This window comes from Actinomadura hibisca NBRC 15177, assembly GCF_001552635.1.
GTDB classification, from domain to species: Bacteria; Actinomycetota; Actinomycetes; order Streptosporangiales; family Streptosporangiaceae; genus Spirillospora; species Spirillospora hibisca.
Genome location: NZ_BCRO01000033.1, coordinates 35,662 through 57,320 on the forward strand (window position 1 = coordinate 35,662; position 21,659 = coordinate 57,320).

Consider the following 21,659-nt stretch of genomic DNA (forward strand, 5'->3'; position numbering starts at 1 on the left):
CAGCGTGACACGGATCACCACACCGGGAAAGCGGACGATCGCGGGCGGTGGAGGGATCACCCTCTCCGGTGGAACGAAGTTCTACCGGTTCGGTCGTTCTTCACCCGGTATGGAAGCGGGCGAGGAGCGCCTTCTTGGCAGTGGTGAACTCCTCTTCGGTGAGGATGCCGTCACGGTGCAGCTCGCCCAGCTCGCGGAGCTGGCGCATCAGCACGTCGGGATCGGCGTCCTCCTGGACGGCCGGGGCGGTGATCTCGGCGGGGGCCTGGGCTCCGGACGCCGCCGCCGGATGCGGCAGCCGCGCCAGGACGGCGGCGGCCAGCAGGGCGCTGGTGCCGCCCTCGCGCTGGATGCCCCACGCCAGGCAGCACGGGTCCTCCTCCACCGACGGCTCGGCCCGCTCGCCGCGCACCCGGAACCGCAGGTGCCCGTACCCGAGGCCGGACTGCGGGGCCCACTCCACGCCCTCCAGCTCGTTCAGCGTGAAGGTGCGCACGCCAGCGCGCGTCTTGGCGGTGGAGGCCATCCAGTTCCACTCCAGGCGCACCCGCTCGCCGTCGAAGGACGCGGTGCCGTCCCCGGCCGCGACGGTGATCGGCACCGGCGGGCCCGGCAGCAGGTACCGGTCGGCCGGGGCGTCGGGCACCTCCCACAGCAGGCGGTGGTTGCGGACGTCGTCCACGAAGTACTCGGCCGCGCCCACCCGGTCCTTGCCGACCGCGAGCCGGTAGGGGTCGGCGTCGGCGGTGAGGCTGCCGCCGACCGCCTGGGCGAACGGGTCGGCCCCCACCCGCAGCCGGAGCCGCAGCCGTCCGCCTTTGCGCGCGGGCTCGAACGCCACGCCCGCGATCGCCTCCAGGGGGACCACCAGCTCGCCCAGCGCCCTGCGCAGCCGGTGCACCGTCCGGTCGTCGCCGGGGACGATGCGCACGATCTCGCCGTCGAACGTCCACGCCCCGTCGCGCGTGGTGATTTCCGCCATGACGTGATGGTAGGTCCTGGGCAGGCGGCGGCCCTGCCGAACACCGGCCGTCCTCGCACCGCCCTCACCGGCGGCGTGCCCAGGGGGTGCGGCCCCAGGGGCGGCAGACCGACAGCACCGTCATGCTCACGTACATCGTCAGCGACACCACCGGCGGGAACAACATCTGCGCCGAGGGGGTGACGGGGGTGGCGGCCAGGGCCGCCTCGGCGGCGTGGTGCAGTTCGGGGCGCAGCGCGAAGACCGTCAGGGTCAGCGCGGTCAGCGTCAGCACCACCTTGGCCAGCACCCAGTAGTGCCGGGTCACGCCCCAGTGCGTGCCCAGCGACAACACCAGGCCGCTGGCCAGGGTCAGGAGCGCGGCCGGGATCAGCAGGACGTCGCCGAAGATCCGCATCGCCACCAGGGCGGCGCGCAGGGTGGCCGGGTCGCCGGTGGTCAGGGCGGTGACCGTCAGGGTCAGCAGGCCCACGTCCAGGCCCAGCCAGGTGATCGAGACGATGACGTGCAGGACGACGTTGGCCTTGCGCGTGCGCGGTGACATGCGCCGCGTCTTGGGCCGTCGGGTGCGTACTACTGAGGTCGTCGTGGGTTGTGGCGGGGTTGTCATGCCTGCACGATGGCGGCGCGGTACGGTCCCGCGCATCGCATGGGCGGCGGCTTCGGGGTTACCCCGGGCGCGGTAGCGGGCGGGCGTGCGGCTACCGCGCCCGGGGTAGCGGGCTCAGGCCGGGGGCTGCCCGTAGAGGCGCTCGACATGCAGGTGCAGCGCCACCCGCTTGTCGGCGACCATCGCGCGCCGGTAGTCGTCCCAGTCGGGGTGCTCCTCGCCGCGCACCGCGCGGTACAGGTCGATCAGCTCCTCCACCGTCGCGTCGTGCTCGTCGGCGGCCGGGCCGACCAGCTCGGCGGTGCCCTCGGCGACCGCCCACGACCAGCCGTCCGGCGCGCTGACGTGCAGGCTGGCGCGCGGGTCGCGGCGCAGGTTGCGGGCCTTGGCGCGGTCGTCGGTGATGGAGACGCGGATCAGCCGCCGCTCCGGGTCGTAGTGGTAGTTGATGTTGGACAGCTGGGGGCGGCCGTCCTTCTTCAGCGTGGCCAGCACCCCCAGGTTCCGGTCCTGGACCAACTTCGTCAAAGCCGCGTCGTTCGCCATCGTCGCCTTCCCTCGCGGACACCCTGCTCGTACCTGTCGGTATTCCGCACAACCCGCGCGGGGTCCGGTCGCTTCCCGCCTCAGGCGTGCAGCAGGGCGGGGAAGTCCAGGACGCGGGCGCCCGTGGCGGGACCGTCGCCGGACCCGTCGCCCGAACCGCCCTGGCCGCGCGGCCGGGCCGCACCGCCGATGCGGCCGGTGAAGATGTGGCCGCGGAACACCGTGCCCTTGGCGGTGACCTCGACCGGCTCGAACCCGGTGGCGGGCAGGCTGACGAAGCCGGTGCGCACCACGTCGTCGTAGAGGGTGTCGGACACGATGTAGACCAGGTCGCGGCCGGGGTCGTCGGCCAGCAGGCGGCGCAGCGGGTCGGCGTCCAGCAACCGCTGCACGACGATCGGCGCGTCACCGGCCGGGCCGAACGGCCCCTCGGTCAGCGTGCCGTGGTGCAGGGCCAGGCGGATGCGCAGCCGGGGCGGCGCCTCGCCGGTCGCGCCGTCGCCGTGACCGCCGCGCGCACCGTGCCCGCCGCGTTCGGCGCTCTGGTTGGCCTCGCGCAGCGCGGCCGCCAGCCGCACCACGAACTCCCCCGCCACCAGGGCCGCTTCCACGCCCTCGGGCAGGGTGGCCAGCTCGCCGTCGCCGCCGACCTGCTTCAGCCAGCGGTCGCGGTCCAGCCCGACGCCCGCCGCCGCGGCCTGCAGGGCGGTGTCGAGCTGCCACTGCGCGAGGAGCTGCTCGCGCGCGTTCCGCCTGCTGTAGGCCTGGATGTCCACGGCCAGCAGCAGCCGGTAGATCAGGGGCTTGTCGCCGTTCACTCCCGTACGCCTTCCGATCGCCGTCGGTCCTCTGGGCAAGTCGGGCCGGAGGGCCCTCATTCGCTCCACTCGCGGAGTGAGTGTTGCCGGGCGGGAGGACCGGCACGATGGCGCGGCACCGGGGTGGGGCGCTGTGGCGCGGGTGGCCTCCTTCGTCCTCGTGTGGTGCGAGCGGTCGTCTCTACGACGTTCCCCGCAATCCCTTCCGCCTCATTAGTAAGGCCCTTCTAACCCGGAAGTAAGGCTGAACCGGGACGCGCGGGCGCCGCGTACTGCCTCCCGACGCGACGTCCAGCACGCCCGGAAGGAAACGGCCATGACAGTCCAGCGACCGATCGCCCTCGCCGGGAGCGCGGCGGCCTGCCTCGCGCTCGCCGCGTGCGGGGCGTCCGGCGGCGCGGCGCAGTCCCCGGGCGGCGGAGGCGGTGAGGCGGCCGCCGCCGCGCCCGCGGCCCCGGCCGCGCCGACCGCACTGCGCGTGGTCCCCACCGGCACGCTGGGCCGCATCGTGATCGACAGCGCCGGGCGCACCCTGTACCGGTTCGACCGCGACTCGGCCCGCCCGCCGGCCGCGACCTGTGCCGGGGCCTGCGCGCGGATGTGGCCGCCTGCGGTGTGGCGCGAGGGCCTGAAGGCCACCGACCTCGACCCCGCGCAGGTCGGCCGGGTCCGCCGGGCCGACGGGACCTGGCAGGTCACCGTCGGCGGCTGGCCGATGTACCGCTACGCCAGGGACAGCGCGCCCGGCGACGTCACCGGGCAGGGCATGGGCGGCGCCTGGTTCGCCAGCACCGCGACCGGCGCGAAGGCGCGGTCCGCGCCGGACGTGCCGGTACCGCCCACCGGAGCCGACACCCCCGCCGGGAACGGCGGTACGCGACCCACCTCCGCGCCACCGGACATGCCGCCCATGCCCGGCATGGACATGGGCTACTGATCCCTCCTCCGCACTCCCCCGCCCCCGACGAGCCGGAGTCCCCGAATGGCCCACAGATCCCCGACCGCCGCGCCGACCGCGCGCGGCCGCGCCCGGCGCGCCGCCGCGGACTCCCCGGGCGGCCCCTGGAGCTGGTTCCGCGGCGGCCCGCGCCCGGTGGACGCGGTGGACGACCAGGTGATCATCACCGAGCTGTACCGCGTCTACGGTCGCCCGCTGCTGTCGCTGGTGTTGCGGCTGACCGGCGGCGACCGGCACTGGGCCGAGGACGTGGTGCAGGAGACCATGATCCGCGCCTGGCGCAGCGCGCACCGGCTGGACGCCGGGGCCGTCTCGCTGCTGCCGTGGCTGGCCACGGTGGCGCGCCGCATCGTGATCGACGACCAGCGGCGCCGGAACGCCCGACCGCAGGAGGCGGGCGAGGGCCCGCTGGAGAACCTGCGCGCCCCCGACGGGACGGAGGACCTGCTGCGCTCGGTCGTGGTGTCCGAAGCCCTGCTCGCGCTGTCGCCCGCGCACCGCGAGATCCTGAACGAGACCTTCTTCCGGGACCGGTCGGTCAACGAGGCCGCCGCGTCCCTCGGCATCCCCGTGGGCACCGTGAAGTCCCGGGTCTACTACGCGCTCCGGGCGCTGCGCGTCGCCCTGGAGGAAAGGGGCGTGACGCCGTGACCGCGGGGAGCGCGAGCATCGGGCGCCACATCGAGGTGGCCTCCTACGCCCTGGGGCTGCTGGAAGAGCCCGACCGGGCCGCCTTCGAACGGCACCTGCCCGGCTGCCCGGCCTGCCGGGGCGAGCTGGCCGAACTGCGCGGGCTGGCCGAGGTGCTGGAGGGAATGCCGCTGATCGAGCCGGTCCCGCCGCCCGCCGGGCCCGACCCGGCGGCGGTGGGCGACCTGCTGCGCCGCCGCGCCCGCCGGGAGCGGCGCGGCCGCACCGCGCGGGCACTGCTGGGCGCGGCGGCCGGGGTGGTGCTGCTGGCCGGGGCCCTCGGCGTGGGCGTCACGCTGGGCGCCGACCGGGCCGAGCCGGACGTCCCGCCGCCGTCCGACGACGCGGCGTCGGTGTTCCGGACGGGACGCCAGATCGCCGCGACCGACGGCCGCACCGGCGTGGCCGGGCAGATCGCGTTCGAGCCGAAGGCGTGGGGCAGCCGGGTCGCAATGCGGCTGGGCAAGGTGCGAGGCCCGCTGGAGTGCGAACTGGTCGCGGTGGACGAGAACGGCCGCGCGCACGCGGTGGCCGGATGGGCGGTGCCCGACAAGGGCTACGGACTGCCAGGCTCGCCCGCACCACTGACGTTGCAGGGCGGAACGGCACTGTCGCCGTCCCAGATCGCACACTTCGAGGTACGAACCCTGGGCGACGGCCGCACCCTGCTCACCATCCCCGCCTGATCAGCCCGCCTGACCGGCCCGCTCGGCGTTCCCGCCGAGCGGGCTACCGGGCGGTACGAGCGGTGTGGGCGGCGTCTACCCTGGAGCGGTGAGCACCACCCGACCAGCCCGCGAACCCCGCCTGATGTTGCCCGCCCTGCGCGAGGTGTACCAGGCGTACGTGCGGGCCGCCGACGCGCTGCCGGCCCTGCCGTCGGCGCTCCAGGCCGAGGTGTGGGCCTCGGCGCAGCTCGGCTCGCTGGAGGCCGCCGCCCCGCACGCCGCGGGCCGCCGCGCCGCGCTGGCCGACCTGATCACCAGCCTGCGGGCCGCCGCGACGCCGGGGGCCGGGGTCTTCCTGCGGGCGCTGGCGGCGATCGGGCCGGAGGAGGCCCGCGCGGTCGCCGGACGTGCCGCCGACTCCCTGGCCGGGGTCGCCGAGCCGGACTGGAGCGGCGCTCTCGGCGCGGTCCGGCCGGGCCTGGTCTACCTGATCCAGGAAGGACCGCTGGACGGCGACCGGCTGATCTGCGAGTTCCGCTACGAGGGCGGGACGGGGCTGCACGCGCTGGCGGTGCGGCTCACCTACGGCGACGCGCCCAGCGAGATCGTCGTGGTGGGCGACGTCCCGGCGCTGATGACCGCCGCGCGGCAGGCCATGCAGGCCGAGCTGTGCGTGGTGCAGCCCTACGACCCGGCGGCGGTCGGCGTGCGGCTGCGCGCCGCGCTGGGCGGCGCGCAGCCGATCCCCGAGGAGGGCTATCCGGCGCTGGCGCTCGCCCGCCACCGCGCCGCGCTCCTGCCGGGCTCCTGACCTTTCGGCGGTCCGGTCACCGGTCCAGGTTCCGGTAGCGACGCACCGCCAGCGGGAAGAACACCGCCGCCAGCAGCACCGGCCACGCCACCGCCAGCGTCAGCGCGTGCTCGGCGGCCCATGATCCGCTGCCCGGCACGGGATCGCCGAACAGCTCCCGGCCCGCGGTGACGGTCGCCGACAGCGGGTTCCACTCGGCGATCGCGGCCAGCCAGCCCGGCAGCGTCGCGGGCACGACCAGCGCGCTGGACAGGAAGCTGACCGGCCACACCAGGATCTGCACCACCATCAGCGACTCGGGCCCGGAGGCGACCAGCCCCAGGTAGGCCCCGACGGCGACCATCGCAAGGCGCAGCGCCAGCAGCAGCCCGAACGCCGCCAGCGCCCGGCCCACGCCGTCGTGCCAGCGCCAGCCGACCAGCAGCCCGCACAGCGGCATGACCACCAGCGCGGCGGCCGCCTGGAGCAGGTCGGCGACGGCGCGCCCGGCCACCATCGCCGAGGGCGCCATCGGCATCGCGCGGAACCGGTCGGTGACGCCGCGCCGCTTGTCGGTGGCGACCGCCGCGAAGGTGTTCTCCACGCCGAACAGCATGGCCATCGCGAACATGCCGGGCATGACGTAGGCGCGGTAGTCCCCGCCGCCGGGCACCTCGGTCTGCCCGCCGAACAGGTAGCCCATCATCAGCACCACCAGCACCGGGAACAGCAGGCCCGCCACCACCTGGCCGGGCTGGCGGGCCCAGTGCGCCAGCGCCCGCCCGGTGATCGTCCAGGTGTCGGCGGCGGCCCAGCGCAGCCGGGCGGCCGGTCCGGCGGGCGGCGGCGGGACGGGGATCGCGGTCGTCGTGGTCACGGGGCGGTCCTCCAGCGTCGTCGTGGTCATACGGCGGCCTCGGTTCGTGCGGTCGGCCGGTCGTCCGGTGCCGGTTCCTGCGGGGAACGGTCGCCGGTCAGGGCGAGGAACACCTCGTCGAGGGTGGGGCGGCGCAGCGCGATGTCGGCGACCTCGACGCCCGCCGCGTCCAGGGCGCGCACGGCCTCGGTGAGCGCGGCGGCCCGGTCCGCGACGGGCGCGCCGACGCGGGCGGCGGCCGCGTCGGTCTCCGGCTCGCCGCCCGAGATCCGCGCCAGGACGGCGGCTGCGGCGGGCAGGTCGGCCGGGTCGGCGACGGCGACGTCCAGGCGGTCGCCGCCGACCCGCGACTTCAGCAGGTCGGGGCTGCCCTCGGCGATGACGCGGCCGTGGTCGATCACCGACAGGGAGTGGGCGAGCCGGTCGGCCTCCTCCAGGTACTGGGTGGTGAGCAGCACGGTGGTGCCGCCCTCGGCCAGCGCGCGGACCGCGTCCCACACCTCGGTGCGGGCGCGCGGGTCGAGGCCGGTGGTGGGCTCGTCCAGGAACAGCACGGGCGGGGCCAGGATCATCCCGGCGGCCAGGTCGAGCCGCCGCCGCATCCCGCCGGAGTAGCCGCGCACGGGACGGTCGGCGGCCTCCTCCAGCCGGAACGCCGCCAGCAGCTCGGCGGCCCGCGCCCGCGCGGTCCGGGTCGTCAGGTGGAAGAGCCGCCCGAACAGCACGAGGTTCTGCCGCCCGGTGAGCAGCTCGTCCACCGCGGCGTGCTGGCCGACCAGCCCGATCCGGGTCCGCGCCCGCGCCGCGTCGCGCACCACGTCGTGCCCGGCGACCTCGGCGCGGCCGCCGTCGGGCCGGATGAGGGTGGCCAGGACGCGGACGGTGGTGCTCTTGCCCGCCCCGTTGGGGCCGAGCAGCCCGTGCACCACCCCGGCCGGGACGGCCAGGTCCAGCCCGTCCAGGGCCGTGGCGCGCCCGAACCGGCGGCGCAGCCCGGTGGCGCGGATCATGTGCTCGCCCATCTCCACCTCTTCTCTGTACGGCGTATGGAGTTGATACGCAGAAATTAACGTACTCTGTACGGAATTTCAATCCGTAAGGTGTACGGATTTTCTGTCAGGATGGGGAACGTGAGCACCGAGCACACCGGCACCGGCGACCCCGTCCGCACCCTGGAGCTGCTGTGGGGCGTCCCGGACCGGCCCCGGCGCGGACCCAAGCCCAAGCTGACGGTCCCGGAGATCGTCGTGCGGGCGGTCGAGATCGCCGACGCGGAGGGGCTGGAGGCGTTGTCGATCCGGCGGATCGCCGAGGCGCTCGGCGTCGCGCCCATGTCGATCTACACCTACGTGCCGGGCAAGGCCGAGCTGGTCGACCTGATGGTGGACCACGCCTACGGCGAGCTGCGGCCGCCGTCCGGCGGGGACTGGCGCGCGCGCCTGGAGCACGTCGCCCGCGACAACCTGCGCCTGTACCGGCGGCACCCGTGGCTGCTGCACGTCGCCACGATCCGGCCCGCGATGGGCCCGAACATGCTGGACAAGTACGAGTACGAGCTGGCCGCCGTCGAGGGCCTGGGCCTCACCGACCTGGAGATGGACTCGGTGGTCACCCTGGTCAACGGGTTCACCCAGAGCGCCGCGCGGGTCTGGGACGAGGCGGCGCAGGCCGAGCGGCGGACCGGCATGAGCGATCGCGAGTGGTGGGAGAAGGCCGGTCCCGCCCTGGCGAGGCTGGTCGACACCGACCGCTACCCGCTGGGCAGCCGGGTCGGCACGGCCGCCGGGCAGGCCCACGAGGGCGCGGTCGGCCCCGAGCACGCCTTCGAGTTCGGCCTGGCCCGGGTGCTGGACGGCGTCGAGATGCTGATCCAGGCCCGTCCGGGCAGCGGCTAGGGCCTGTCTCCAAGACCTCAGCCGTCGCGCGAGTGACTAACTGTCCCGGCGGTTGACGCGGCGGGTCGCGACGGCCTGCGTCGGGTCCTCCGGCCAGGGGTGCCGGGGGTAGCGGCCGCGCAGTTCGGCGCGGACGGCCTTGTAGCCCTCGCGCCAGAACGAGGCCAGGTCGGCGGTGACGGCGGCGGGCCGCCCGGCGGGCGACAGCAGGTGCACCACCAGCGGCACCCGTCCCCCGGCGAGGCGCGGCGCGGCGTCCCAGCCGAACAGCTCCTGGAGTTTGACCGCCAGCACCGGCCGCTCGCCCGAGTAGTCGACGCGCACCTTCGAGCCGGACGGCACCTCGACGCGTTCGGGCGCCATCTCCTCCAGCCGCGACGCGCACTCCCACGGCAGCAGGCCGCGCAGCGCCGACACGACGTCGATCTTGGCCAGGTCGGCGCGCCGCCGGGCGCCGGCGGCCCACTCCCCCGCCCGCGCGGCCAAGGCGGCGTCGTCCATGGCGGGCCACGGGTCGCCCAGGGCACGGTGGCAGAAGTCGAGGCGTTGGCGCAGTGCCACGGCCGCCGGGGTCCAGGTCAGCAGCGACAATCCCTCGGCGCGCAGCCCGTCGGCGACGGCCGCCGCGACCAGGGCGGGGTCGGGTCGATCCAACGGTCGCGCGGCCAGCTCGATCGCGCCGAGCCGTTCGACGCGGCGGGCCACCACGTCCCCGTCGCGCCAGGTGACCTCCTCTTCCCTCCGCAGCAGGGGCGTGGCCGCTTCGCGTGCGATGTCCTCGTCGATGACCACGGCCTGCCGCACGCGCGCCGAGGCCGCTCCGGCGGGCCGGTCGGCGGACGCGATCGCCAGCCATCCGGCGCGCGCCGCCGCCAGGCTCGATCCGTCGCGCAATTCCGCGCCGGTGCCGGAGGCCATGAGGTAGCCACCACCGCCGCGCGCCCGCGCCACCCGCTCGGGGAAGGCGAGCGCCACCACGCGTCCGACGACCGCGTCGTCGGGCCCGGCCGGTGCCTTCGGGCCTGCCTCGCCGGTGAGGGCGTTGTGGAGGCGGCGGGTCTCGTCGCGCCAGCGGGCGGCATGGGCGTCGGCGGGACGGCCGTCGCGGCGCAGCGCCCGCCAGATGGCGGTCAGGTCGTCGCCCGCGCCGGGCGGCGGCGGTTCCGACAGCAGCGCCACCACCTGCGCGGCGGCGCGCCCGCCGACCTCGCGGGCGCCGTCGATCAGGGCGCGGGCCAGGCGCGGGTGCACGCCGACACGGGCCAGGGCGCGGCCCCGGTCGGTCACGCGGGCCGGGTCGTCGGGCGTGAGCGCGCCGAGCGCGGTCAGGGTGGCGCGGGCGGCCTGGAGGGCGGCGGGCGGCGGCGGGTCGAGCAGGGCGAGGCCGGAGGCGTCGGGGTCGCCCCAGCAGGCGGCCTGCAACGCGAAGGCGGTGAGGTCGGCCAGCTCGATCTCGGGGCGGGGGCGGGCGGCCAGCCGCTCGTGGTCGGCCTGGCTCCAGCAGCGGTAGACGGTGCCGGGGGCCTCGCGGCCCGCGCGTCCGGCGCGCTGCTCGGCGGCGGCGCGCGAGACCCGGACGGTGGTGAGCGCGCCGAGGCCGCGGGCGTGGTCGGTGCGCGGCTCGCGGGCCAGGCCCGCGTCCACCACCACGCGCACGCCCGGCACGGTGAGGCTGGACTCGGCGACGGAGGTGGCCAGCACCACGCGGCGGCGCTCGCCCGCCGACAACACCGCCTCCTGCACGGCCGCGCCCGCCTGGCCGTGGACCTGGAGGATCTCGGCGTCCACTCCGGACAGCGCCCCGGCGACGCGGGCGATCTCGCCTGCGCCGGGCAGGAAGCACAACACGTCGCCGTCGCGTTCGGCCAGCGCGCGGCGGACGGTCGCGGCCACGTGCGCCAGCAGCGCCGGGTCCACGCGCATGCCGTGCGGCGGGGGCAGCGGCCGGTCCGGCGGGGCCCACACCACCGCCACCGGGTGCAGCGCGGCCTCGGTCTCCACGACGGGCGCGGGTTCGTCGCCGCTGCCCAGCAGGTGCGCCCACGGCCCGGTGTCGGCGGTGGCGGAGGCGGCGACGAGGGCGAGATCGGGACGCAGCGCGGCCCGCACGTCCAGCAGGAACGCCAGGGCGGTGTCGGCGTCCAGATGGCGCTCGTGGCACTCGTCCAGGATGACGGTGCCGACGCCGTCCAGCTCGGGATCGTGCTGGAGGCGCTGGAGCAGCACGCCGGTGGTGACGACCTCGACCAGCGCGCCGGGCCGGTGCTCGCCGCGCACGGTGAGGCCGATCCGCCCGCCGACGCGCTCGTCCAGCAGCCAGGCCATGCGGCGGGCGGCGGCGCGGGCGGCCAGGCGGCGGGGCTCGACCACGATCACCTTGCCGTCCCGCACGGGCGTCCCGCCGCCCGGTCCGCCGGTCAGCCCGGCCAGGGCGAGCGGGACCAGGGTGGTCTTGCCGGTGCCCGGCGGCGCGGCCAGCACCGCCAGGCCGCGCCCGGCCAGGGCGGCGCGCAGTGCCGGGACGGCGTGCCGGACCGGCAGCCCGGTGGCCGCCGCCAGCCGATCAGAGTGCCGAGCAGGGTGCATCGTCCCAGTGTGCCGGGCGCGACGGGGCGTCCGGCACACCCGCGCTTGGCACGCTCGGTCCGCATTCGCCTCCACCGCGTCGCCAATGTGATAAATGCCACGGCGCGAAAACGGTTCTGAGGCTTGCGGTGATAGTTGCACCGCGCCTTTCGCGTTTCCCTGAGAATGTTCTCAAGAGGACGCCATGAACTGGCAATAGAAGCTCCACCCAAAGCCGAAACTTGCGGTACGACTTCCACTATCGGTGGCTTTCCGGTTTTAGTTCCCTCACCCGACCCCGTGCGATGGCATTATCCCGGGTATGCCCATAATCAGCCTCGTCACCACTGGGCAGGGAGGGTACGGCGATGATCGGCAGCTCCATCTACCTGAGGGACCGGGCGGCGTTCACCGGGGGGTCACCGCAGGCGGTCTACGAGGAACTCTGGCAGCGCGGGCGAAAGGGCCGGCTCCGAACGCGCGCCATTTTCGCGATCCTGACGCTCGTATTGTGCGGGATGGCGGTGAACGCCGTTTTCGGCGTCGTGATGGCCGTTGCGGTGGCGGCCGTGGACGCCTACTTCCACTGGTACGGATATAACGCCGCCAGCGTCTGGCGGCGCGGGCTGCGCGGCGAGGAGCGCACCAACCGGTGGTTGCGCCACACCCTGGAGCGCCGCGGTCACCGCGTGCTGCACCAGCGCGTCGTGCCGGGCCACGGCAACGCCGACCAGATCCTGTTCGGGCCGGGCGGGGTGTGGCTGGTCCACAACGAGGCGTGGCACCCCGAGGCGGAGATCGCCCCCTACGGCGGCCGGCTGTTCATCGACGGCCGTACCCAGTCGGCGCTGGTGAAGGGGCTGACCTCGGCGGCGGCCGACATCGGGCGGGTGCTGGGCGAGCGCACCGGGCACGAGGTGACGGTGACGCCGCTGCTGGTGGTGCACGGCGGGCGGCTCGCGCGCGCGCCCTTCGAGGCCGACGGCATCGTGTTCGCGCCGCCGCTGGCGATGGTGCGCTGGATCCTGCGCAACCCGATCGCCGAGTACACCGCCGAACAGGTCGAGGAGCTGATGCGGGCGGGCGTGAACGCCCTGCCGATCGGCGGCCGGACCATGACGGCGGCCTGAGAGCCGGGCGGCGCCGCGCAGCCGCCCCTTGAATCGTCGCCCGTACGGGACATCCGCGACCCCTGCCCGTACGGGCGTCGTCATCTGCGGCGGCAGATCCGTGGAGGTCCCTAGGCGGCGCGCCGGTCCCTGCGGGACACGTGCCACAACCAGTACAGCCCGACGACCGGCAGCACCAGCGGGACGAAGCCGTACCCGCGCCCGAAGGCCGACCAGACGGTGGCGTCGGGGAAGGCGGCGGGGTCGGCGAGGCTGAGGGTGCCGACGACCAGCACGCCGGCCAGCTCGACCGAGCAGGCGGCCACCGCGACCCGGCGTGAGGTGCGCCCGTCCATCGCCAGCGCGACGGTGGCCAGCACGTAGACCACCGCGGCCAGCGCCGACAGCGCGTAGGCGACCGGGGCCTCGTCGAAGCGGGTGGCGATCTGCACGCCCGCGCGGGCCCCGGCGGCCAGCGCGAAGATCGCGTAGACGGCGACCAGCATGCGGCCGGGGCCGCTGCCGGTGCGCGCGGCGCGGCCGTCCGGCGGCGCGGACGGCGTCGGGGGGCTGGAGGAGGATTGTTCAGACAACGGTGCCCTGCCAGATCTGCTGCATGCGGACGATCATGATGGCGACCGCCAGGCAGGCGACCACGATCACCCCGGGCCCCCAGCGCGAGCGCTCCAGCAGCCCCCACCCGGCCCCGGCGGCGGGGATGAGCAGGACCGCCAGCAGGTAGCCGACGAACGTCGCGCCGTCCTTGGGCCCCTCGTCGCCGCCGAGCTTGGCGAACCCGACGACCGCCTGCACGATCAGCAGCACCTCCACCACGCCGAGCGCGACCAGGTCGCCCCATCCCATGGGGCGGTTCCGGAAGGCGGTCACGGCGCTGAAGGCGGCGGCCAGCAGCGACACCACGATGATCACGGTGGCGAGGGCGTTCGTCATAGGGCCCCCACAGTACTACCGGCTGTAGTGCACGGCCGACCGGCGGGGCGTGGAATCATGCAGGCGTGGACACCCTCGAATGGCTGAACCTGACCAGGCACGGGGAGAGCACCGGCAACGTCGCCTACTACGCCGCCGCCGACGACGCCGAGGAGAACGGCATCGCCGAGCGCGACGCCGACATCCCGCTGTCGGACCGGGGACGCGAGCAGGCCGCCGCGCTCGGCCGCTGGCTGGCCAAGCTGCCCGAGGACGAGCGTCCCACCCTGCTCCTGGCCTCCCCCTACCTGCGCACGCGCGACACCGCCGAGATCGCCCTCGCCCAGATCCCCTACCCGCTGGAGATCCACACCGACGAGCGGCTGCGCGACCGCGACCAGGGCGTGCTGGAGGGCCTCACGCCGCTGGGCATCCGGCGGCGCTTCCCCGAGGAGTGGGAGCGCAAGCGGCGCATCGGCAAGTTCTACTACCGCCCCCCGGGCGGCGAGTCGTGGACCGACCTGGCGCTGCGGCTGCGCAGCCTCTACCAGGACGTGCGGGCCGAGGCGCCCGGCGGCCGCGTGCTGGTGGTCACCCACGACGCGATCGTGGTGGTGACCCGCTACCTGGTGGAACACCTGACCGAGCGCGAGATCCTGGAGATCGAGAAGACGCCGGTGGCCAACTGCTCGATCACCCGCTGGCGGCAGGACGGCGGGCGGCTGCGCACCGTCAGCTACAACGACTGCGGGCACCTGGCCGATCCCGGCCGCTGAGCGCGTCCGGGCCGCTCGCCCGTTCCTCGTCCGCCGCTCATCTGCCGCTCGCAGGCCGGGCGACATGTCCGGTTCACGGGTCGTTAACGCCGGGTTCGCCTACAGTTGGGAGGGCATCCCGCGTCGAGATCGACCCCTCCGAGGAGCGTCATGGCCGTGTTCCCGCGTCTGGTCCGCCGCGTCGCCGACGAGGCGGAGCGCCATCTGCGCGGTGGCCTGGGCCGCCTGGCCCTGATGCTCGCCGATCCGAACCGTTCCGCCGAGTTCGACCGGCTGCTGGCGCTGGTGGACGCGCAGGGCGAGCGCGTGCACCGGCTGGAGGAGACCCTGCGCACCCAGGACGCGGGGCTGCGCGCGCTGCGCGGCGAGCTGGACTCGCTGATCGCCCAGCTCAACGACCGGCTGCTGCCGCGCATCGACGAGCGCATGGACGACCTGGAGCGCGACCTGACCGCGTTCGCCACCGGCCTGGTGCGGACCGGCCGCGAGACCGCCGCGGGCCGCGCGCAGCTGGAGACCGTCGAGCGGCGCCTCGCCGACCTGCGCGAACGCCAGGCCCGCACCGAGGAGCGCGCCGGACTCTGGCGCGACCTCCAGGCCAGCATGGCGCGGCTGGGCGACGACATCGACGCGCTGCGCGCCCGCGTGGACGGCCGCCCGGCGGAGACCGCCGAGGAACCCGTTCCCGGCGAAGCGCTCGCATGATCGTCCCGGTCCGGCCCAGAATGTGGGCATGACCGAGAACCCGAGCATGACCGGCCGCGTCGTGGTGGTCGCCGGTTCCGGCGGCCCGGCGGGCCGCGCGGTGGTGGCCCGGCTGGCCGCGTCCGGCGCCCGCGTGATCGCCGCCGACCGCGTCGAGCAGGAGTGGGACGACCCCCGCGTGTCGGCCGCCGTGGTGGACCTGCTCGACGAGGCCGGCACCCGCGCCTGGGCCGAGGAGACCGCCGCCCGGCACGGCGGCGTGGACGGGCTGATCCACCTGGTGGGCGGCTGGCGCGGCGGCAAGCCGTTCGCCGACACCGACCTGGCCGACTGGGCGGTGCTGCACGACCTGCTCGTCCGCACCCTCCAGCACACCACCCTGGCCTTCCAGCCGCACCTGGCGCGCAGCCCCCGCGCCCGCTTCGCGATCGTGTCGCAGCCCTCCGCGCGGCACCCCTCCCAGGACGCGGCGGCGTACGCGGCGGCCAAGGCAGCCGCCGAGGCGTGGACGCTGGCCCTGGCGGACTCGCTGGCGGACGCTCCGGACGCGGCGGCTACGATTCTGGTCGTCCGGGCCCTGCTCACCGACGCGATGCGCGCCGAGCGTCCGGACGCGCCTCTCGCCGGTCGCACGCACGTGGACGACCTCGCTTCGGCCGTCGCCGGGTTGTGGGACCGGCCCGCAGCCGAACTGAACGGAACGCGAGTTGACCTCACCCCCGCCTGAGCGCGGTTTCGCCAGCGACAACCAGTCCGGCGTCCACCCGGAAATCCTCGCCGCCATCGCCGCCGTCAACACCGGGCACCAGCCCGCCTACGGCGACGACGACACCACCGCGCGGCTGCGCACCGTGTTCGCCGGACACTTCGGCGAGCAGGCCGCCGTCTACCCCGTCTTCAACGGCACCGGCGCCAACGTAGTCGCGCTCCAGGCGATGTCGGACCGCTGGAGTTCGGTGATCTGCCCCGAGGGCGCGCACATCAACGTGGACGAGTGCGGCGCGGCCGAGCGCGTCGCCGGGCTCAAGCTGGTCGCGGTGCCCGCGCCCGGCGGCAAGCTGACCCCCGAGGCGATCCGGCGGCACGCGACCGGATTCGGCGACCCGCACCACGCCCAGCCGCGGGTGGTGTCGATCTCCCAGAGCACCGAGACCGGCACCGTCTACACCCCCGGGGAGATCGCCGCGATCGCCGAGACCGCGCACGGGCTCGGGATGCTGGTCCACATGGACGGCGCGCGGCTCGCCAACGCCGCCGCGGCCCTGGACCTGCCGCTGCGCGCGCTGACCACCGACGCCGGGGTGGACGTGTTGTCGTTCGGCGGCACCAAGAACGGCCTGATGCTGGGCGAGGCGATCGTGGTGCTGAACCCGGACGCGGTGCGCGGCGTCGAGTACCTGCGCAAGGCCGGGATGCAGCTGGCGTCCAAGATGCGCTTCGTGTCCGCGCAGCTCGTCGCGCTGCTGGAGGGCGACCTGTGGCTGCGCAACGCCCGCAACGCCAACGCCATGGCGCGGCTGCTGGCCGACGCGGTGCGCGACCTGCCGGGCGTGGAGGTCCAGCAGGAGGTGCAGGCCAACGCGGTGTTCGCGGTGCTGCCGCCCGGCGTCGCCGACCGGCTGCGCAAGCGGTTCGCGTTCTACACCTGGGACGCCGAGGCCGGTTCGGTGCGCTGGGTGTGCTCGTTCGACACCACCGAGCAGGACGTGGCCGCGTTCGCCGCCGCGCTGGCGGAGGAACTGCCGCGCTGACCGGTTGAGCGCCGCGCCGCCGGGCACGGGCGTGCCATGGAGACGGTCAGCGTTCGGTACATCGTGGACGACGTCGCGGCCGCCAGCGCCTTCTACACCGGGCGGCTGGGCTTCGACGTCGTCTTCTCCCCCGGCCCGGACTTCGCCATGCTGGCGCGCGGCGCGCTGCGCCTGCTGCTCAACGAGCCCAAGGGCTCCGGCGAGGCGGCCGAACCCGGCGCGGAGGAACGGCCGCCCGCGCCCGGCGGCTGGAACCGCATCCAGATCAGGGTCTGCGACCTGGCCCAGAAGATCGCCGAGCTGGAGGCGGGCGGGGCGCGGTTCCGGGGCGAGATCGTGACGGGCCGGGGCGGGCGGCGGATCCTGGTGGAGGACCCGTCGGGCAACCCGGTGGAGCTGTTCGAGCCGTTCGGCGGCGACTGACCCAACCTAACGCCCGCTTGGTCGCCCGGCTATCGTGGGGTCCGAACCCCGTTCGGCACCCCTGGAGGCGACCAGATGGCCAACCGCACCTTCGTCATCGGCGTGGGCATGACCAAGTTCGAGAAGCCGGGTTCCCGCGACTGGGAGTACCCCGACATGGCCAAGGAGGCGGTGGGCAAGGCGCTGGAGGACGCGGGCGTCGCCTACGACCGCGTCGAGCAGGCGTACGCGGGCTCCATGTACGGCGCGATGGGCCAGCGCGCCCTGTACGAGACCGGCATGACGGGCATCCCGGTGATGACGGTCGCCAACGCCTGCGCGACCGGCTCCAGCGCCCTGTTCCTGGCCCGGCAGTCGGTCCGCGGCGGCCTGGCCGACTGCGTGCTGGCGCTCGGTATGGAAAAAATGCAGAAGGGCTCGCTGGGCGCGGGCGTCGGCAAGTCCAAGGTCACCATCATCGACCACCACCTGAACGCGATGGTGGCAGGCCGCCCGTGGGAGATGGACAAGGCGCCGATGCCGCAGATGTTCGGCAACGCGGGCCGCGAGCACATGGAGAAGTACGGCTCCACGCCCGAGCACTACGCCTGGATCGGCTGGAAGAACCACAAGCACTCGGTGAACAACCCCTACGCCCAGTTCCAGACCGAGTACTCGCTGGACGACGTGCGGAACGCGCCCATGATCTTCGACCCGCTCACCAAGCTCCAGTGCTCGCCCACCTCCGACGGGGCGGCCGCCGCGATCGTGGCGAGCGAGCGCTTCGTGGACGAGCACGGGTTGTGGGAGCAGGCCGTCGAGATCGCCGGGCACCACATCGCGACCGACACCCCCGACAGCTTCGCCGACCACTCCTCCATCCAGGCGGTCGGCTTCGGGGTGTCGCGGCGCGCGGCCCGCGCGGCCATGGACGAGGCGCAGGTCGCGATCGAGGACGTGGACGTCATCGAGCTGCACGACTGCTTCTCGGCCAACGAGCTGATCACCTACGAGGCCCTGGGCATGGCCGAGGTCGGCGAGGCCCACAAGCTCGTCGAGGCCGAGGCCACCACCTACGGCGGGCGCTGGGTCGTCAACCCGTCCGGCGGCCTGATCTCCAAGGGCCACCCGCTCGGCGCGACCGGCATCGCCCAGTGCGCCGAGCTGACCTGGCAGCTGCGCGGCAAGGCCGACGCCCGCCAGGTCGAGGGCGCGCGCGTCGCCCTCCAGCACAACATCGGCCTGGGCAGCGCCTGCGCGGTGGCCGTCTACAAGCCCGCCTCCTGAGGGGACCGTGCCCGGGGGGCGACCCCCCGGGCACGCCGGACATAAGACAAACATTGACTCACGTCTCATCCCGGTTATCCTGGTAAGCAAGGATTTATGGGAGGTGGGATGACCGCTCCGCTGGAACCGGGCTGCCTGCTGTGGCGGTATGCGAGCGACCTGCGCTCCCTGCTCCCCGGCGCCGCCGCCGGCCTGATGCAGCTGCTGCACCCCGGCGTCGGCGCGGGCGTGGGCCAACACTCGGCGTTCTTCGACGCCCCCTTCGACCGCATCCACCGCTCGGTGCCGCAGATCTGGGCGACCATCCTCGCCCCCGACGGCACCGACCGCGCCCGCCAGATCCGCGACCTGCACCGGACCATCGGCGGCGCCGACGAGCACCGGCGCCGCTACCATGCCCTGGAACCGGAGACCTTCTGGTGGGCGCACGCCACCTTCACCTGGGAGATCTTCAAGGCCGCCGAGGTGTTCCACCCCGAGACCCTCACCGCCGAGGACCACGAACGCCTCTACGCCGAGACCGTGACGTGGTACTCCCGCTACGGCGTCAGCATGCGCCCGGTCCCACCCGACTACGCCGCCTTCCGCTCCAAGTTCTGGCACGTCTGCGCCAAGGAACTGGAGCTGACTCCGGCCGCGGCCCGCGCCCTCGACATCGCCCGCAGCGGCTCCGACACCATCTCCCTTCTCCCGGTCGGCGGCGCGATGGCCGAAAGAGCAGGCCGCCTGGTGGCCGAACGCCCCCTGCGCCTGGTGACCTTCGGCTGCCTCCCGCCGATCGTGCGCGAACGCTTCGACATCCCCTGGGGCCCTATGGACCAGGCCCGCTTCAGCGCCCTGGCCCTGGCCAACCGGCAGGGCTACCGGATGGTCCCCAGCGGCCTCAACCACTGGGCGCTGCGCAACATGTTGCGCTACATCGGCGCGCAGACCCGCGAGCAGCGCTACCGGCCCGCCGCCTGAACCTCCCCTGCGGACACCGGCCCGTCGCATACCCTTCAGCGAAATGGCCGATGAATAAGGTGTGGAGACGACCGCTGACGGCGCCGAACACGAGGCGCCCGCCGCCCGAAGCGGCGACGCCGCCACCCACCGACTCCACCGGCACCTCCGGGCCGCACCCTTCCAACTCCCCCGCGCCACCTCCTTCCGACTTCGCCGGACCGCACCCTTCCGGCACCTCCGGGCCGCACCCCGCCGACTTCGCCGCGCCGCACCCCTCCTGATTCCAGTCGTCCTGCTGGCGGCCGTCCCGCTGATCCCGAGGGAAACCTTCCACGGCACCCGCTGGGAGTTCCTGCCCGCCCTGGCCGCGCTGTCGGTCCTGCACTACGTGTTCGCGGCTCTGGCTCTACGAGGCGTGAGCGGCCGACGACTTCCCCTGCTGAGGACGACCCTCGCCCAGTTCACCGCGGCCGCCGCCAACCGCGTGACGCCCGGCGGCCTGGGTGCGGCGGCCGTGAACACCCGCTACCTGACCTGCCACGGCCTGCCCCTGCCGCAGGCGGCGGTCGCCGTGGCGGCGATGCAGTTGGTCGGCGTGCCCGCAGACCTGCTGTTGATCGGCGCAGTCCTCACGCTGAGCCAGGACAGCCACACCCTGACCACGCTGGGCGCCCAGGCCGCAGACCTGCTCCCCACAGGCCCGCTGCTGGCCCTGCTACTCGTCCTCCTCCCGGCAACAGCACTGTGGGGCCGCCGAGCCGCCCGCTCCACCTTGGCCGGCCAAGCGATAAAGGGCCTGCGAGACCTGGCCAACCGCCCCCGCGACCTGGCCCTGACACTGACGGCATCAGCCGCGACGACCCTGGTCCTGGGCGTGGCATTCGCCCTGAGCCTGGTGGCAGTACCAGGCACGAACACCGACGCAACCGACACCCTCCCCCTGGTGGCCGCTTACCTGCTCGCTGCCGCAGCCGCAGCGGCGATCCCAACACCCGGCAGCATCGGCTCAACGGAAGCGGCCCTGGTAGCAGCGGCGGCAGCCCTGGGAGTAGCAGCGGCTCCCGCCCTCCAAGCAGTACTGCTCTTCAGAGCGATCACCTTCTGGGCCCCGGTCCCCGTAGGTCTCCTGTCGACCCGAACCCTGCGCCGCTATGAGCGCCAACCACCCCCCTTTACAAAGTAGATCACTAAGCACCGCCCATCACCCCGGCAGAACGCGCCCGCCGCCCGGAAAGGACTCTCGGGCTGAGCCGCCCCCCAAGAAGGAGCCCCGAGCTGCCTCACCACGTGGAAAGAACCCTGAGTTGGGCCGCATCTCAGGAAGGAACCTGAGCCGCCCTCTCACGGAGAGCCCCGCGCTGGGCTGCCTTCCGACGAAGGTCCCCAAGCTGAGCCGCTTTCCGGGAGAGGGCCCTGAGCTGGGCCGCCTCCGCTGCTCTCCGCCTCCCCTGGGATGATTCGAGCATGGAGAGGACTTTCGAGGAGCTGGTGGCGGAGGCCGACGCGGTGTCGGTGGACGGTTGGGACTTCTCCTGGCTGGACGGCCGCGCCACCGAGGAGCGCCCGTCGTGGGGTTACCAGCGCCTGATGAGCGAGCGCCTGGCGTCGGCGACGGCGGCCCTGGACGTCCAGACGGGCGGCGGCGAGGTCCTGGCCGAGGCCGCGAAGCTGCCGCCGGCGATGGTGGCGACCGAATCGTGGCCGCCGAACGTGGCCAAGGCGACGCGGCTGCTGCACCCGCGCGGCGCGATCGTGGTGGCCGACCCCGACGAGCCGCCGCTGCCGTTCGCCGACGCGGCGTTCGACCTGGTGACCAGCCGCCACCCGGCCACCGTCTGGTGGACGGAGATCTCCCGGGTGCTGCGGCCGGGCGGCGTGTACTTCGCCCAGCACGTGGGCCCGGCGACGGTGTTCGAGCTGGTGGAGTACTTCCTGGGCCCGCAACCCGAGGCCCGGAAGGCGCGCCACCCCGACACCGAGACCGCCGAGGCCCGCGCGTCCGGACTGGAGATCGTCGATGTGCGCACCGAGCGGCTGCGGATGGAGTTCTTCGACATCGGAGCGGTCGTGTACTTCCTGCGCAAGGTGATCTGGACCGTGCCCGGATTCACGGTGGAGAAGTACCGCCTCCGGCTGCACGCCCTGCACGAGCAGATCCAGGAAGAGGGCCCGTTCGTGGCGTACTCCTCCCGCACCCTGATCGAAGCCCACAAGCCGATCTGAGCAAGCGAAGACCAAACACACCGACACACTCCGGCGCACCTCTTCCCTTCTACTCCTGTGCCCCTTTCCTCCGTCCTCTCCTTTCCCAGCCCTCCCCGCTTCCTCCCGCTTTCCCCATGCCCTCACCACCCT

24 protein-coding genes are annotated in these 21,659 nt (G+C 74.2%); 15 read left to right on the top strand and 9 right to left on the bottom strand.

The features are described 5' to 3' along the window. Positions 1-100: 100 nt before the first annotated feature. The 4 genes from AH6_RS16925 to AH6_RS16940 all read right to left on the bottom strand — a co-directional run bounded on the left by AH6_RS16925 (position 101) and on the right by AH6_RS16940 (position 2,956). Positions 101-982 (bottom strand): DUF4429 domain-containing protein, encoded by an 882-nt coding sequence (locus AH6_RS16925; protein WP_067480677.1) that lies wholly within the window; start codon positions 980-982, stop codon positions 101-103. Between the two features lie 64 nt (positions 983-1,046). After that, positions 1,047-1,526: a DUF2269 family protein gene (locus AH6_RS16930; RefSeq protein WP_067480681.1), complete on the bottom strand. Its 480-nt coding sequence runs from the start codon at positions 1,524-1,526 to the stop codon at positions 1,047-1,049. Positions 1,527-1,706: 180 nt separating this feature from the next. Continuing rightward, positions 1,707-2,138, bottom strand: a complete 432-nt coding sequence (locus AH6_RS16935; protein WP_067480684.1) for a PPOX class F420-dependent oxidoreductase — start codon at positions 2,136-2,138, stop codon at positions 1,707-1,709. An 80-nt stretch (positions 2,139-2,218) separates the two neighbouring features. Continuing rightward, entirely contained in the window at positions 2,219-2,956 is a 738-nt protein-coding gene (locus AH6_RS16940; protein ID WP_067480687.1) for a hypothetical protein, read from the bottom strand. 316 nt (positions 2,957-3,272) lie between these two features. Here AH6_RS16940 and AH6_RS16945 point away from each other — a divergent pair, with 316 nt between their 5' ends. From AH6_RS16945 to AH6_RS16960, 4 genes are all read left to right on the top strand, one after another. Next, positions 3,273-3,893, top strand: a complete 621-nt coding sequence (locus AH6_RS16945; RefSeq protein ID WP_067480691.1) for a hypothetical protein — start codon at positions 3,273-3,275, stop codon at positions 3,891-3,893. A 45-nt stretch (positions 3,894-3,938) separates the two neighbouring features. Next, a complete protein-coding gene (locus AH6_RS16950; RefSeq protein WP_083982983.1) occupies positions 3,939-4,565 on the top strand; it encodes a sigma-70 family RNA polymerase sigma factor in 627 nt (208 codons plus the stop codon). Next, positions 4,562-5,290 (top strand): anti-sigma factor family protein, encoded by a 729-nt coding sequence (locus tag AH6_RS16955; RefSeq protein ID WP_067480694.1) that lies wholly within the window; start codon positions 4,562-4,564, stop codon positions 5,288-5,290. The genes AH6_RS16950 and AH6_RS16955 overlap by 4 nt, the downstream gene beginning before the upstream one ends. A gap of 88 nt (positions 5,291-5,378) precedes the next feature. Continuing rightward, complete coding sequence (locus AH6_RS16960; protein ID WP_083982985.1) at positions 5,379-6,083, top strand: hypothetical protein; 705 nt, start codon at positions 5,379-5,381, stop codon at positions 6,081-6,083. A 16-nt stretch (positions 6,084-6,099) separates the two neighbouring features. On the opposite strand, the gene AH6_RS16965 is transcribed toward AH6_RS16960, so the two are convergent. Beyond that, positions 6,100-6,969, bottom strand: a complete 870-nt coding sequence (locus AH6_RS16965) for an ABC transporter permease (protein WP_067480700.1) — start codon at positions 6,967-6,969, stop codon at positions 6,100-6,102. Further along, entirely contained in the window at positions 6,966-7,961 is a 996-nt protein-coding gene (locus AH6_RS16970; RefSeq protein ID WP_067480703.1) for an ATP-binding cassette domain-containing protein, read from the bottom strand. The genes AH6_RS16965 and AH6_RS16970 overlap by 4 nt, the downstream gene beginning before the upstream one ends. A gap of 99 nt (positions 7,962-8,060) precedes the next feature. On the opposite strand from AH6_RS16970, the gene AH6_RS16975 reads away from it, so the two are divergent. Continuing rightward, positions 8,061-8,834, top strand: a complete 774-nt coding sequence (locus AH6_RS16975; RefSeq protein WP_067480706.1) for a TetR/AcrR family transcriptional regulator — start codon at positions 8,061-8,063, stop codon at positions 8,832-8,834. A gap of 36 nt (positions 8,835-8,870) precedes the next feature. On the opposite strand, the gene hrpB is transcribed toward AH6_RS16975, so the two are convergent. Further along, positions 8,871-11,420 (bottom strand): ATP-dependent helicase HrpB, encoded by a 2,550-nt coding sequence (hrpB, locus tag AH6_RS16980; RefSeq protein ID WP_067480709.1) that lies wholly within the window; start codon positions 11,418-11,420, stop codon positions 8,871-8,873. Positions 11,421-11,767: 347 nt separating this feature from the next. Here hrpB and AH6_RS16985 point away from each other — a divergent pair, with 347 nt between their 5' ends. Next, complete coding sequence (locus tag AH6_RS16985; protein WP_067480710.1) at positions 11,768-12,529, top strand: nuclease-related domain-containing protein; 762 nt, start codon at positions 11,768-11,770, stop codon at positions 12,527-12,529. A gap of 110 nt (positions 12,530-12,639) precedes the next feature. On the opposite strand, the gene AH6_RS16990 is transcribed toward AH6_RS16985, so the two are convergent. After that, positions 12,640-13,014, bottom strand: a complete 375-nt coding sequence (locus AH6_RS16990; protein WP_067480855.1) for a hypothetical protein — start codon at positions 13,012-13,014, stop codon at positions 12,640-12,642. A 79-nt stretch (positions 13,015-13,093) separates the two neighbouring features. Further along, positions 13,094-13,459 carry a hypothetical protein gene (locus tag AH6_RS16995; protein WP_067480713.1) on the bottom strand — a complete coding sequence of 122 codons (366 nt, stop codon included), beginning with the start codon at positions 13,457-13,459 and terminating at the stop codon, positions 13,094-13,096. A 65-nt stretch (positions 13,460-13,524) separates the two neighbouring features. Here AH6_RS16995 and AH6_RS17000 point away from each other — a divergent pair, with 65 nt between their 5' ends. The 9 genes from AH6_RS17000 (at position 13,525) to AH6_RS17040 (ending at position 21,527) form a co-directional block, all read left to right on the top strand. Continuing rightward, the gene (locus tag AH6_RS17000; RefSeq protein WP_067480715.1) at positions 13,525-14,214 is read left to right on the top strand and encodes a histidine phosphatase family protein; all 690 of its coding nucleotides are present in this window, start codon (positions 13,525-13,527) and stop codon (positions 14,212-14,214) included. Positions 14,215-14,364: 150 nt separating this feature from the next. Next, positions 14,365-14,919, top strand: coding sequence for a hypothetical protein (locus AH6_RS17005; RefSeq protein WP_067480719.1), 555 nt, complete (start codon positions 14,365-14,367; stop codon positions 14,917-14,919). Between the two features lie 28 nt (positions 14,920-14,947). Then, a complete protein-coding gene (locus AH6_RS17010) occupies positions 14,948-15,646 on the top strand; it encodes an SDR family NAD(P)-dependent oxidoreductase (RefSeq protein ID WP_067480722.1) in 699 nt (232 codons plus the stop codon). Beyond that, positions 15,627-16,670 carry a threonine aldolase family protein gene (locus tag AH6_RS17015; protein ID WP_067480725.1) on the top strand — a complete coding sequence of 348 codons (1,044 nt, stop codon included), beginning with the start codon at positions 15,627-15,629 and terminating at the stop codon, positions 16,668-16,670. Before AH6_RS17010 ends, AH6_RS17015 begins: the two co-directional genes overlap by 20 nt. A 36-nt stretch (positions 16,671-16,706) precedes the next feature. Continuing rightward, entirely contained in the window at positions 16,707-17,093 is a 387-nt protein-coding gene (locus AH6_RS17020; protein ID WP_067480727.1) for a VOC family protein, read from the top strand. A 75-nt stretch (positions 17,094-17,168) separates the two neighbouring features. After that, positions 17,169-18,359 (top strand): thiolase C-terminal domain-containing protein, encoded by a 1,191-nt coding sequence (locus AH6_RS17025; protein ID WP_067480730.1) that lies wholly within the window; start codon positions 17,169-17,171, stop codon positions 18,357-18,359. Positions 18,360-18,467: 108 nt separating this feature from the next. Continuing rightward, positions 18,468-19,322, top strand: a complete 855-nt coding sequence (locus AH6_RS17030; protein WP_245679346.1) for an oxygenase MpaB family protein — start codon at positions 18,468-18,470, stop codon at positions 19,320-19,322. Positions 19,323-19,383: 61 nt separating this feature from the next. Further along, complete coding sequence (locus AH6_RS17035) at positions 19,384-20,487, top strand: lysylphosphatidylglycerol synthase transmembrane domain-containing protein (RefSeq protein ID WP_067480736.1); 1,104 nt, start codon at positions 19,384-19,386, stop codon at positions 20,485-20,487. Positions 20,488-20,768: 281 nt separating this feature from the next. After that, the gene (locus AH6_RS17040) at positions 20,769-21,527 is read left to right on the top strand and encodes a class I SAM-dependent methyltransferase (RefSeq protein ID WP_067480739.1); all 759 of its coding nucleotides are present in this window, start codon (positions 20,769-20,771) and stop codon (positions 21,525-21,527) included. Positions 21,528-21,659: the final 132 nt, after the last annotated feature.